The organism is Geobacillus sp. Manikaran-105 (genome assembly GCF_002809955.1).
In the GTDB taxonomy this organism is placed as follows: domain Bacteria; phylum Bacillota; class Bacilli; order Bacillales; family Anoxybacillaceae; genus Geobacillus; species Geobacillus thermophilus.
Map to the genome: position 1 here is coordinate 1 of NZ_PIJG01000062.1, position 12,750 is coordinate 12,750.

Consider the following 12,750-nt stretch of genomic DNA (forward strand, 5'->3'; position numbering starts at 1 on the left):
AAAACTGAAAAAGGATGTAAGAGATTTTGTCGAAAAATATTTTTTGGACACCCCTGAGGGGCCGAAAAGCCTTGATAAATCAACATTTCTAGAGGGAGGTTATGAAGATGAAGCGAGCGTTTGGCACGCTGCAAAAAGTCGGGAAAGCGCTCATGTTGCCGGTGGCGATTTTGCCGGCGGCCGGGATTTTGCTGGCGTTTGGCAATGCGTTGAAAAACCCGGCGCTCACGGATAAAATTCCCGCATTAAAAGCCGATTGGGTCGTGCTCGTCTCCAACGTGATGGAGCAAGCAGGCGGCATCGTCTTCTCCAACTTGTCGCTCTTGTTTGCGGTCGGCGTAGCGATCGGCCTTGCCGGCGGGGACGGAGTCGCAGGCTTGGCGGCGATCATCGGCTACTTGATTATGAACGTGACGATGAGCGTCATCTTAGGTGTAACGGCCGATATGGTCGGCGCTGACCCGTCGTATGCCAACATTCTCGGCATCCCGACGTTGCAAACCGGCGTCTTTGGCGGGATTATCGTCGGGATTTTGGCCGCCTACATGTACAACAAATACTTCAATATTGAACTGCCTCAATATCTCGGCTTTTTTGCCGGCAAGCGGTTCGTGCCGATCGTGACGGCGGCGTCTGCGGTCGTGCTTGGCATTATCATGACATTCATCTGGCCGCCGATTCAGCACGGGCTCAATGCGTTTTCGCACAATATGATCGATGCGAACAAACCGTTGGCCGCCTTTATTTTCGGCGTCATCGAACGGGCGTTGATTCCGTTTGGCTTGCATCACATTTTCTATGCACCGTTTTGGTTTGAATTTGGCGAATACGTCAATAAAGCCGGGCAAGTGGTCCATGGCGACCAAAAAATCTTTTTCGAGCAGCTGAAAGACGGCGTGGAACTGACGGCCGGCACGTTCATGACCGGGAAGTTTCCGTTTATGATGTTCGGCCTTCCGGCAGCGGCGCTTGCCATCTACCATGAAGCGCGGCCAGAAAACAAAAAAGTTGTGGCCGGCATTATGGGATCGGCTGCGTTGACATCGTTTTTGACTGGGATTACCGAACCGATCGAATTTTCGTTCTTGTTTGTCGCTCCGGTGCTGTTTGCCATTCACTGCGTTTTTGCCGGCTTGTCGTTTATGATCATGCACTTGTTGAACGTCAAAATCGGGATGACGTTCTCCGGCGGGGTCATTGACTTCTTGCTGTTTGGCGTTCTGCCAAACCGGACGGCATGGTGGCTCGTCATTCCGGTCGGCTTGGTGTTTGCCGTGATTTATTATTTCGGGTTCCGCTTTGCGATCCGCAAATGGGATTTGGCGACGCCGGGCCGGGAAAAAACGGTCGAGGAAGCACCGAAAGCCGAGGCGGCCGCTGCTGGCGACCTGCCGTATGAAGTGCTCGCTGCTCTTGGCGGAAAGGAAAACATCGAACATTTGGACGCCTGCATTACACGTTTGCGCGTGTCGGTCCATGACATTGGCCAAGTCGATAAAGACCGCCTGAAGGCGCTTGGCGCTGCCGGGGTGCTGGAAGTCGGCAACAACGTGCAAGCGATTTTCGGTCCGAAATCGGATATGTTAAAAGGGCAAATTCAAGACATCATGCAAGGAAAAGCGCCGGCCCGTGCGGCGGAAGAAGAAAAGCCGAAAACAGTGGCTTCGGAAGCCGCGGAGTCCGAAACGATCGCTTCGCCGATGTCCGGAGAAATCGTTCCGCTCGCTGAAGTGCCGGACCAAGTGTTTTCGCAAAAAATGATGGGCGATGGGTTCGCAGTCATGCCGACGGACGGCACGGTCGTCTCTCCGGTTGATGGGAAGATCATCAACGTCTTTCCGACGAAGCACGCCATTGGCATTCAGTCGGCCGGCGGGCATGAAATTTTGATCCACGTCGGCATCGATACGGTGAAGCTGAACGGCCAAGGGTTTGAAGCGCTTGTGAAGGAAGGCGACGAAGTGAAAAAAGGACAGCCGATTTTGCGCGTCGACCTTGATTATGTCAAACAGAACGCCCCATCGATCGTCACACCGGTGATTTTCACGAATCTCCAAGCTGGCGAAACGGTTCACGTCAACAAGCAAGGCTCAGTTGCTCGAGGAGAAGACGCTGTTGTGACGATCCGCTAAGCTGCTTATTCGCCGCGGGGCGGGGACAAGCATTTTCCGTTGCCATCCCGCCCCTGCATTTGATATGATGGCAAAGAAAAAATTGAAGAAAAGGGGAATGATGAACATGGCAGAAAAAACGTTTAAAGTCGTTTCGGATTCCGGCATCCACGCTCGTCCGGCGACGATTTTGGTGCAAACGGCGAGCAAATTCAACAGCGAAATCCAGCTTGAGTACAACGGCAAAACAGTGAACTTAAAATCGATCATGGGCGTCATGTCGTTAGGCATTCCGAAAGGGGCAACGATCAAAATCACGGCAGAAGGGGCCGATGCGGCGGAAGCAATGGCGGCGTTAACGGATACGTTGGCGAAAGAAGGTCTTGCAGAATAATGGGAAACGCAATCCGCGAAAAAACGATCCATGGGATTGCTGCATCGAGCGGTATTGCCATCGCGAAGGCATACCGCTTAGAAACCCCTGATTTGGCAGCCGAAAAACGGGCTGTTGCCGATGTTGAAGCGGAAGTAGCGCGGCTTGAGGCGGCGGTGGCGAAAGCGAAAGAAGAGCTGGAAGCCATCAAACAGCATGCCTTGGAAAAGCTTGGCGAAGACAAAGCTGCCATTTTTGCCGCCCACTTGCTTGTGCTTGACGACCCAGAATTGTTGAACCCGATTAAAGAAAAAATCCAAACGGAGCGCGTCAATGCCGAGTACGCTCTCGATGAAACCGCCTTGTTTTTCATCTCGATGTTCGAGGCGATGGACAATGAATATATGAAAGAACGGGCCGCTGACATCCGCGATGTGACAAAGCGCGTCCTCGCCCATCTGCTTGGCGTCACAATCTCGAACCCGAGCCTCATTTCTGAGGAAGTCGTGATCATCGCGGAAGACTTGACGCCATCCGATACGGCGCAGCTGAACCGCCAATATGTGAAAGGATTTGCCACCGACATCGGCGGGCGGACGTCGCATTCAGCAATTATGGCCCGTTCGCTCGAAATCCCTGCCGTCGTCGGCACGAAGACGGTGACGGCGGAAGTAAAAAACGGCGACATCGTCATTGTCGATGGGCTCGACGGCCAAGTAATCATCAATCCATCGCCGGAGTTGCTCGCCCAATATGAACAAAAACGGGCCCGCTACGAGGCGCAAAAGGCAGAATGGGCGAAACTCGTTCACGAGGCGACCGTGACGGCTGACGGCATTCATGTCGAGCTGGCTGCCAACATCGGCACGCCAGACGATGTGAAAGGAGCGTTGGCGAACGGAGCGGAAGGAATCGGATTGTATCGCACAGAATTTCTATACATGGGACGCTCGGAACTGCCGACGGAAGACGAACAGTTTGTGGCTTACAAAACGGTGCTGGAACAAATGAATGGCAAGCCGGTCGTTGTGCGGACGCTTGACATTGGCGGCGACAAAGAGCTGCCGTATTTGCAGCTGCCGAAAGAAATGAATCCGTTCTTAGGGTTCCGGGCGATCCGCCTTTGCCTTGAGATGCAAGACATGTTTCGGACGCAACTGCGCGCCTTGTTGCGGGCGAGTGTGTACGGCAATTTGAAAATCATGTTCCCGATGATTGCGACGCTCGATGAATTCCGCCAAGCGAAAGCCATTTTGCTTGAAGAAAAAGAGGCGCTCCTCCGCCAAGGGGTTGCCGTTGCGGATGGAATTGAAGTCGGCATGATGGTGGAAATCCCGGCAGCTGCCGTCATGGCGGACCAGTTTGCGAAAGAAGTGGATTTCTTCAGCATTGGAACGAACGACCTGATCCAATATACGATGGCGGCCGATCGGATGAATGAGCGGGTTGCGTATTTGTACCAGCCGTACAACCCGGCGATTTTGCGGCTCATCAGCCACGTGATCGATGCCGCCCATCGCGAAGGAAAATGGGTCGGGATGTGCGGGGAAATGGCCGGCGACCCGATCGCGATTCCGATTTTGCTTGCCCTTGGCCTTGATGAGTTCAGCATGAGCGCCACCTCGATTTTGCCGGCGCGCGCTCAGTTGAAACAATTGGCGAAAGAAGAGGCGGCTCGCATCAAAGAGACGGTGTTGTCGCTCGGCACGGCTGAGGAAGTCGTGTCGTTTGTCAAACGAACATTTTCACTTGCCTGAATGAAAGCGTGGCGACGTTTACGTTCGCCGCGCTTTTTTCGTTTTGCGTTATGCCAACAGCGGCGTCGACGATTCATAGCCATACCGCTGCCGGACCGTAAGCGAAAGGCCGATAGCGATAACTTTCGCCTTTTGGTAAACAATGTGCAAATTCGTATACGGAAGCGCGCTTACATCGGCCGTGTCCTCCATCATGACTCCCATGACGCTGATGTCTCCGACCGGTGGCAGCGATTTGCCGAGCGCCGTGCCAGGGGAAAGGGCGCCAGGGCGGATGGCGATCGTATGGACAAACGGCTGCGGGCCGACGATGCTGTCGATTGCCACCACATACGCTCCGCGCTCGTGTTGCAGCCGCTCGGAAACACGATGAATGTTCGTTGCATCGACAGGCTTCCTAAGTGTACCGATGACGGTCAAATGATCCGGATAAGCGTTTTCCAGCAGCGTGCCGACGAACGGCCCTAAGCTGTCGCCGTTGATGCGGTTGCTGCCGATGCAAACGACGGTCAAACGGGAAATGTGCGCTGGCAGCAGGGAAAACAATTCATTGCGAATAAGCAAAGGAGCAAGCGGATCACTATACAAAATCGATTTCATCGGCCGCCATTCCTTTCCGTCGGTCGTTCTCCTTTTCTTAGTTCGCCGCCGATGCTGGTGATTCCTTTTTTTCGTTTCTGTCAATTGTGTCCTTGTTTTTGCTTGAACGGATTGCGCCATTCCATTAACACGGCATGGTTGAGCGATTCTTCGTCTTCTAAATAATTACGGACAATCGCAAGCGGCGTTCGCCCGCAACGGAGCAAAAATGTAATGACCGGATCGTTCAGCTCGCCGGCGACGACTTTGTCGATGTAGGCTTCCGGCGATAGTTCAGCCGCATGTCGATGGTAGCCAGGCATCCGCCCGCCGCCGAGCAGCCGGTCAAGGCCGAGATGGACGACGACTTCATACATCGACTGCATGAGCCACTTGCCGAGGCCGAGCTTCCGGTATGGCGGCGAGACGCAAATGTCGACGACATACAGCGTGTTGCCATCCGGGCGGTGGTTGCGGATGTAGCCGCCGTCGGTGATCTCTTCCCATGTATGATCGGCATGGGCTGGATCAAAATCAACGATCAAGCCGGTCATCGATCCGACGATGCGCCCGTCGACTTCGACGCAAAGCGCTCCTTCGGGAAACAAGGTGACATGGTTGTGAAGCTGTTGTTCGTTCCACCATAACTCCGATGGAAACGGGGGCGGAAAACTTTCTTGCTGCACGCGGATGAGATCAGCGAAGTCGTCTGTCGTATAGTTGCGGATGACCGCTTCGCGCGGGGTGTTGCCGTCAAAGACGTATAAACGTTTATCGTACATGCCGATCCTCCTTGCTTTTTTACCTTCATCATAACGGAAAACGCGAAAAAATGGAAAGAAAAACCCCCGACAACTAACAGCGGCCGGAGGTTTTTTGCTCGACATACTCGCTCACAAGCGCTTCAATTTGCTGTTCATCGGGCTTTTCGCCGCAAAATGCAAACTCAATTTCCTCAATCAATTCACCGTCGCGATAAACGTGCAGCGCCCCTTTTTGCAGCAAGACGCTGTATTCGATCTCAAATATATAGCCCTCATGTTCAATCGCGCCCATTGTGGTTCACCTGCCTACGTTTAATGTCCCACAGGCGCGGCTCTCTATGTATGAATAAGAAGCCCATCCTATAGACGCAGGACGATTGTCCTTTTATAATGGACGTGGTTCGACAAAAAGAGGAAACAGAGGGGAGAAATAGAGAGTGTTCCGGACATTGCGCAGTAAATTGATCGTCTTGATGGCTTTATTGTTAGTGATTTCATTGGCAGCGACACAACTCGTTGGGGTTGTGCAAATGCGGAAGATGGTGGATGCTGACGTGAAACAGCGGGCGCAGACGGCGCTTGACGGACTGCTTGGCGATATTCGCGACAGTTTTCAAAGTGAGGAGAATAGCTTAGTGCAATTCAGTGAATCGCCGTTGGCTTTGCAAATGGTTCAAGATGAAAAAATGTGGCTGCAGCTTGAGAAACAGTTCCGCACGTTTTTGCGCCTGCATGAGAATGTGCAATTCATCTATATTGGCACGGAGCAGAAGAAAATGTACATATCGCCGATGACAGAGCTCCCGGATGGATACGATCCGACGAGCCGCCCGTGGTATAAAGAAGCGATGAAGCGTCCGGATGAAGTGGTGTGGACCGAACCGTACGTCGATGCGATTACCGGCAAGCACGTTGTGACGTTGGCCAAAGCGGTGAGCGAAAACGGCCGCATTGCGGCGGTCATCGGCATCGATATGACGCTCGATGCGGTGACAAGAATCGTCAATGCGAGCGACGTCGGCTATCACGGCTATCCGGTGCTGTTTGACACGAAGGGAACGGCGGTTGTTCATCCGGAAGATAAAGGGAAAAATATGGCGAACAATGCGACAGTCCGCTACATGCTCGAGCATGAAAAAGGAATGCACGAATATGAGCAAGACGGCGAACGGCGGGTGATTTACTTCACTACGATTCCAGAGCTCGGCTGGAAAGTCGGCGCCGTCTATAAAGAAAAAGACTTATCGGCGATGAGCCGCTCGCTCGGAGCAACCATGCTTGTCATTACGGTGATTGCGTTCATCATCGCTTTGGTCGTCGTTTATTTCTTAGCGCGCTCGATCACCAAGCCGATTGTGGCGCTGCAAGAGCAAGTCGAAAAGGCGGCGGGCGGTGATTTGACCGTGCAAGTGCGCACCGCCAGCAAAGATGAAATCGGCCGCCTCGCCCGCCATTTTAACGAGATGATCGATCATATGCGCGCACTGATCGGCGAAGTGAACCGATCGGTCAACGAGCTGGCCGCCTCGGCTGATCATTTAAGCGCCGTCTCAGAGGAAACGATGGCGACAAGCGAACAAGTGGCGAAAGCGATTGGCGAAATCGCCAAAGGAACAACCGATCAAGCAGGCAGCCTCGATACGATCAATGAGCGGACAACAGCGCTGTCGCAGCAAATCGAAGCGGTCACAGGAGCGACCGCTTCGATGGAATCGTTGTCAAATGAAACGAAAACGGCGAGCTACGATGGCTTGGAGCATTTAAATGTTCTGCAGCAAAAATCCGAAGAGGCGAACAACGAGCTGTCCGCCGTTGAAAACGTCATTAGCGACCTTGTGAGAAAAATGGGGGAAATCGATGACGTCATTCAAACGATTACCGCCATTTCCGGGCAGACGAACTTGCTCGCGTTAAACGCCAGCATTGAGGCGGCGCGCGCCGGCGAGCACGGCAAAGGGTTCGCCGTTGTCGCGGACGAAGTGCGGAAGCTGGCGGAACAATCGGCGAAAGCGACGGAAATGATCCGCGCAACGATCGCTGCGATTCAGCAGCAGGCCGGACTGGCGATCGAGGCGGTCGGCCGCTCGAAAGACGCTTACAACGAGCAACGGAAAGCGGTGCACACGACCGGCGATTCGTTCGTGAAAATTACGGGCATGATGGAGCAGTTGACCGACGCGCTCGCGAACATCATGGAAGAGGCGAAGCGAATGAACAGCGGCAAGGATGATGTGATCGGCGCCATGCAAAACATCGCCGCCATCGCTCAACAGTCGGCGGCAGCGGCGGAAGAAGTGGCCGCTTCCGCTGATGACCAGCTGCAGGCGCTGGCAACGGTGACCGAATCGGCGGAAACGTTAAGTGAGATGAGCCGGCAGTTGAAACAACTGGTGGAGAAGTTCAAAATTTCATAAAAGGCAGAGGACGCCCTGATGGCAGCGGGGTGTTCTTTTTATCGCCTCCAGCCGAGTGTATTCGTACAGTGATAATAAGTGAAATTTTTTCAGTTTCTTCGTCGATTTTAGTGAGCGATAGTGCTAAAATAAATAGTGAAAACGTTTATACCGTTATTTTGTTGTCCGTTCGGGCATAATGGCAGCTAAGCAGACAGTTGTCTATTGCGAGGAAACAAGCTGTCAACTCGAGGGAAACGAAAACTAGTTGGAGGTTTTTTCACGATGGCAAAACAGACAAACTACGCTCAACCGTGGAGCCAGTTTTACGGGCCGAACCTCGGTTATGTCATCGACATGTATGAACAGTATCTCGATGACCCGGACAGTGTCGACCCGGAACTGAAACGATTATTCGAACAGTGGGGGACGCCGGTTGTCGAAGAGCCGGTTTCACCGGCAGACGGCGGTGTGGCACAAACACACCAAACATTTCGGCTGCCGGAAACGCCGAACGCCTTCAGCAAGCTTGTCGCCGCTGTCAAGCTGGCGGACAGCATTCGCCATTATGGCCATCTGGCCGCCGACACGAATCCGCTCGTCAAAGAAGAGAAAAAGCTGCGCCGTCTCGAGCTTGACGAGTACGATTTGACGGAAGAGGACTTAAAGCGCATTCCAGTTGCGTTCCTTTGCCCGCATGCTCCGGCCCATGTTCAAAACGGCTGGGATGCCATCTTGCACTTGCGTAAAGTTTATACCGATAAAATCGCGTTTGAATTCTCGCAAGTACATAATCTAGAAGAAAGGAACTGGCTCATCCAGCAAATTGAGTCCGGAGCGTACTATCCGAGCCTGGCGAACAAAGAGCGGGTCGCCTTGTTGCGCCGCTTGACGGAAGTCGAAGGGTTTGAAAAATTCATCCATCGGACGTACGTCGGGCAAAAGCGGTTTTCGATTGAGGGGCTTGACGCCATGGTGCCGCTTTTGGATGAGCTTGTCAGGCAGGCGATCGAACATGAAATCGATGCCGTCAACATCGGCATGGCGCACCGCGGCCGGCTGAATGTGCTGGCTCACGTGCTCGGCAAGCCGTACGAAATGATTTTTGCCGAGTTTCAGCATGCAGAGAGCAAAAACTTTATTCCATCTGAAGGAGCGGTGGCCATCACCTACGGCTGGACGGGCGACGTGAAATACCATTTGGGGGCGGCGCGCCGCCTTCGCAATAAAAGCGCGCATACGATGCGGATTACGCTCGCCAACAACCCGAGCCACCTTGAAGTGGTCAACCCGGTTGTGCTTGGCTACACGCGCGCCGCGCAAGAAGATCGGACAAAACCGGGCGTGCCGGAACAAAAGACAGATGCTTCTTTTGCCATTTTAATTCATGGCGACGCCGCTTTCCCGGGGCAAGGCATTGTCGCCGAGACGTTCAACTTAAGCCAGCTGCGCGGCTATACGACCGGCGGGACGATCCATATCATCGCCAATAACATGATCGGCTTTACGACGGAAAGCTACGATTCACGCTCGACGACGTATGCTTCCGATATGGCGAAAGGGTTTGAGGTGCCGATTGTGCACGTCAATGCCGACGACCCGGAGGCTTGTTTGGCGGCCGCATGCTTGGCGTTTGCCTACCGCCAGCGGTTTAAAAAAGACTTTGTCATTGACCTAATCGGTTACCGCCGTTTCGGTCATAATGAAATGGATGAACCGATGGCGACGAATCCGACGATGTACGCGATCATCAACCAACATCCGACTGTGCGCAAGCTGTATGAGCAAAAATTGATGGAAAAAGGGATCATCACCGAGCGGGAAGTCGACGAAATGGAGCAAGAGGTGGCGGAACGGCTGAAAATCGCCTACGAGCGGGTGCCGAAAAACGAAGACGAGCTTGATTTCATCATGGATCCGCCCAAACCGGTCGTCGATCGGCTACCGGAAGTGAAAACAAGCGTGGCGAAAGACGTGCTCCATCGTGTGAACGAAGAATTGTTGCAGTTTCCGGACGGATTCAACGTCTTTAACAAGCTTGAGCGCATTTTAAAACGGCGAAGCGGCGTGTTTGCGCAAAACGGCAAAGTCGATTGGGCGCACGCGGAAATTTTGGCGTTCGCCACGATTTTGCAAGACGGGGTGCCGATCCGTCTGACTGGTCAAGATTCGCAGCGCGGCACGTTCGCACAGCGCCATTTAGTGCTGCATGACGTCAAAACCGGCAAAGAGTATGTGCCGCTTCACCATATCAGCGGCGCCAAAGCGTCATTTGTCGTGTACAACAGCCCGCTGACGGAAGCAGCCGTGCTCGGCTATGAATACGGCTACAACGTGTACGCGCCGGAGACGCTCGTGCTGTGGGAAGCGCAATTTGGCGACTTCGCCAACATGGCGCAAGTGATGTTTGATCAATTCATTTCATCCGGCCGGGCGAAATGGGGGCAAAAATCTGGGCTTGTCATGCTCTTGCCGCACGGCTACGAAGGGCAGGGCCCGGAACATTCAAGCGGCCGCGTCGAGCGCTTTTTGCAGCTGGCGGCGGAAAACAACTGGACGGTCGCCAACTTATCGACGGCCGCGCAATATTTCCATATTTTGCGGCGGCAGGCGGCGCTGTTGACAAGGGAAGAAGTTCGCCCGCTCATCATTATGACGCCGAAAAGTTTGCTCCGCCATCCGCTGGCGGCATCGGATGCGGAAGCGTTCGTTGACGGTGCGTTCTCGCCGGTGCTGGAACAGCCGGGATTGGGCGCTGACGCCGGCAAAGTGGAACGCATCGTGTTTGGCACCGGCAAATTGATGATCGATTTAGCCGAACAGATCGGCAAAACCGAAGGGCTCGATTGGCTGCACGTCGTGCGCATTGAAGAGCTGTACCCATTCCCGGAAGAAGCAGTGAGAGACATCATCGCCCGCTATCCGAACGTCAAAGAGCTCGTCTGGGTGCAGGAAGAACCGAAAAACATGGGCGCGTGGACGTATATGGAGCCGCACCTGCGTGCCGTTGCCCCAGACGGTGTCGATGTCAGCTATATCGGGCGGCGCCGGCGGGCGAGCCCGGCGGAAGGTGATCCGGTCGTCCACCGAAAAGAGCAGGAGCGCATCATCCGCTGTGCATTGACGAAGCATGAATGATGACTACGGAACATTTGAGGAGGGCATCAACGTGGCTGAGATCAAAGTCCCAGAGTTAGCAGAATCCATCACGGAGGGAACGATCGCCCAATGGCTGAAAAAACCGGGCGACTACGTGGAAAAAGGAGAATCGATTTGCGAGCTGGAAACGGATAAAGTGAACGTGGAAATTATGGCGGAAGAGTCGGGCGTTTTGCAACAGCTGCTTGCCAATGAAGGCGATACGGTTGCGGTCGGTCAAGCGATCGCCATTATCGGAGAAGGAGCGGCGTCGGCACCGCCTGCACCAGAGAAGGCGCCGCAGCTGGCCGAGGAACCAAAACCGGCTGTGCCGGTCGACCGTGCTGAGCAGCCAGCGCCGCAGCCGGTTGCGGTTGCCCAAGCGCCAGGCCAACGACCGATTGCTTCGCCGGCTGCTCGGAAAATGGCGCGTGAAAAAGGGATCGACTTGACGCAAGTGCCGACCGTTGATCCGCTTGGACGCGTGCGCAAACAAGACGTCGCCTCGTTTGCCGCCCAGCCGGCCGCCGCTCCGCAGCCGGCGCCGCAAGCCGCGCCGACGTCGACGCCGGCCGCCGTTCCAACCGCTGAGGCCGGCAAGCCGGTCATCCGCGAAAAAATGTCGCGCCGTCGGCAAACGATCGCCAAACGGCTGCTGGAAGTGACGCAAACGACCGCGATGTTGACGACATTTAACGAAATTGACATGTCGGCGGTCATCGATTTGCGCAAGCGGAAAAAAGATAAATTTTTCGAAGAGCATGACGTCCGCCTTGGCTTTATGTCGTTTTTCGTCAAAGCGGCTGTCGCGGCGCTGAAAAAATATCCGTACGTCAACGCGGAGATCCAAGGCGATGAGATTTTGCTGAAAAAATATTACGATATCGGCGTTGCCGTATCGACGGATGAAGGGCTTGTCGTTCCGGTTGTGCGCGACTGCGACCGGAAAAACTTCGCCGAAATTGAGCGCGACATTGCCGAATTGGCGGCGAAAGCACGCAGCAATAAGCTGTCGCTTGCCGATTTGCAAGGCGGCACGTTTACGATCACAAACGGCGGTGTGTTCGGTTCGCTTCTGTCGACTCCGCTTCTCAACGGCCCGCAAGTCGGCATTTTAGGGATGCATTCGATCAAACTGCGCCCGGTCGCCATCGACGAAGAGCGGATCGAAAACCGGCCGATGATGTACGTTGCTTTGTCGTACGACCATCGCATTATCGATGGCAAAGAGGCCGTCGGGTTCTTGAAAACGGTGAAAGACTTGATCGAAAATCCGGAAGACTTATTGTTGGAAAGCTAACCAAGGCAGGAACGGGGGTGTCCCAAAAGGATCGGGACACCCTCTTTCGTTTCTATATATACACCGACCGCTTCTTCCGCACTATATTTTGTGTCTATACTGAAGACAGACAGCCTTTTGGGTCAGCCCCTTTTTTGGAAAAGAACAAAAAGAAAAGTGCAGTCACCTGTTTTTGAAGGAAAGCGCAATTCGGAACCGAAAAGGCATGATTGCGCGATGCGGTGGTACACTACAAGCAAAAAGGAGCATTCCCGTTAGGAGCTTTTCCGGGGACTTGATCAAAAAAAGCCCTCTTGGTATGATGCAGGGGTGTCAAACACATCACTCACCATACC

General features: G+C 54.0%; 10 protein-coding genes. 7 read left to right on the plus strand and 3 right to left on the minus strand.

The window, feature by feature from the left end; genetic code table 11:
- From CV945_RS17630 to ptsP, 4 genes are all read left to right on the plus strand, one after another.
- Nucleotides 1-235 (plus strand): hypothetical protein (locus tag CV945_RS17630; protein WP_232722213.1); only part of this gene is annotated, 235 nt, incomplete at its 5' end.
- Nucleotides 153-2,132 (plus strand): glucose-specific PTS transporter subunit IIBC, encoded by a 1,980-nt coding sequence (gene ptsG / locus CV945_RS14920; RefSeq protein ID WP_232722216.1) that lies wholly within the window; start codon nucleotides 153-155, stop codon nucleotides 2,130-2,132. The genes CV945_RS17630 and ptsG, both read left to right, overlap by 83 nt.
- 106 nt (nucleotides 2,133-2,238) lie before the next feature.
- Nucleotides 2,239-2,505, plus strand: coding sequence for a phosphocarrier protein HPr (locus tag CV945_RS14925; RefSeq protein ID WP_011230496.1), 267 nt, complete (start codon nucleotides 2,239-2,241; stop codon nucleotides 2,503-2,505).
- Nucleotides 2,505-4,241, plus strand: a complete 1,737-nt coding sequence (ptsP, locus tag CV945_RS14930; RefSeq protein ID WP_094239807.1) for a phosphoenolpyruvate--protein phosphotransferase — start codon at nucleotides 2,505-2,507, stop codon at nucleotides 4,239-4,241. Before CV945_RS14925 ends, ptsP begins: the two co-directional genes overlap by 1 nt.
- Before the next feature lie 48 nt (nucleotides 4,242-4,289).
- Here ptsP and yyaC read toward each other — a convergent pair whose 3' ends face one another.
- From yyaC to CV945_RS14945, 3 genes are all read right to left on the minus strand, one after another.
- Nucleotides 4,290-4,841 carry a spore protease YyaC gene (gene yyaC / locus CV945_RS14935; RefSeq protein ID WP_100660076.1) on the minus strand — a complete coding sequence of 184 codons (552 nt, stop codon included), beginning with the start codon at nucleotides 4,839-4,841 and terminating at the stop codon, nucleotides 4,290-4,292.
- 80 nt (nucleotides 4,842-4,921) lie between these two features.
- The gene (locus CV945_RS14940; RefSeq protein WP_081132887.1) at nucleotides 4,922-5,602 is read right to left on the minus strand and encodes a GNAT family N-acetyltransferase; all 681 of its coding nucleotides are present in this window, start codon (nucleotides 5,600-5,602) and stop codon (nucleotides 4,922-4,924) included.
- Between the two features lie 73 nt (nucleotides 5,603-5,675).
- A complete protein-coding gene (locus CV945_RS14945) occupies nucleotides 5,676-5,876 on the minus strand; it encodes a YbxH family protein (protein ID WP_014195319.1) in 201 nt (66 codons plus the stop codon).
- Between the two features lie 145 nt (nucleotides 5,877-6,021).
- Between CV945_RS14945 and CV945_RS14950 the strand changes: the two genes are divergently transcribed.
- The 3 genes from CV945_RS14950 (at nucleotide 6,022) to odhB (ending at nucleotide 12,415) form a co-directional block, all read left to right on the plus strand.
- Nucleotides 6,022-7,998 carry a methyl-accepting chemotaxis protein gene (locus CV945_RS14950; RefSeq protein WP_100660077.1) on the plus strand — a complete coding sequence of 659 codons (1,977 nt, stop codon included), beginning with the start codon at nucleotides 6,022-6,024 and terminating at the stop codon, nucleotides 7,996-7,998.
- A gap of 264 nt (nucleotides 7,999-8,262) precedes the next feature.
- On the plus strand, nucleotides 8,263-11,115 hold the full coding sequence (locus CV945_RS14955; protein ID WP_100660078.1) for a 2-oxoglutarate dehydrogenase E1 component: 2,853 nt from the start codon (nucleotides 8,263-8,265) through the stop codon (nucleotides 11,113-11,115).
- Nucleotides 11,116-11,146: 31 nt separating this feature from the next.
- Nucleotides 11,147-12,415: a 2-oxoglutarate dehydrogenase complex dihydrolipoyllysine-residue succinyltransferase gene (odhB, locus tag CV945_RS14960; protein ID WP_015374316.1), complete on the plus strand. Its 1,269-nt coding sequence runs from the start codon at nucleotides 11,147-11,149 to the stop codon at nucleotides 12,413-12,415.
- Nucleotides 12,416-12,750 lie beyond the last annotated feature (335 nt).

What these genes read in the sequence shown, in the direction of transcription:
- CV945_RS14940 (WP_081132887.1), bottom strand. Translation starts at nt 5,602, where the DNA reads ATGTACGATAAACGTTTATACGTCTTTGACGGCAACACCCCGCGCGAA.
- CV945_RS14925 (WP_011230496.1), top strand. Translation starts at nt 2,239, where the DNA reads ATGGCAGAAAAAACGTTTAAAGTCGTTTCGGATTCCGGCATCCACGCT.
- ptsG (WP_232722216.1), top strand. Translation starts at nt 153, where the DNA reads ATGTTGCCGGTGGCGATTTTGCCGGCGGCCGGGATTTTGCTGGCGTTT.
- ptsP (WP_094239807.1), top strand. Translation starts at nt 2,505, where the DNA reads ATGGGAAACGCAATCCGCGAAAAAACGATCCATGGGATTGCTGCATCG.
- CV945_RS14955 (WP_100660078.1), top strand. Translation starts at nt 8,263, where the DNA reads ATGGCAAAACAGACAAACTACGCTCAACCGTGGAGCCAGTTTTACGGG.
- yyaC (WP_100660076.1), bottom strand. Translation starts at nt 4,841, where the DNA reads ATGAAATCGATTTTGTATAGTGATCCGCTTGCTCCTTTGCTTATTCGC.
- CV945_RS14945 (WP_014195319.1), bottom strand. Translation starts at nt 5,876, where the DNA reads ATGGGCGCGATTGAACATGAGGGCTATATATTTGAGATCGAATACAGC.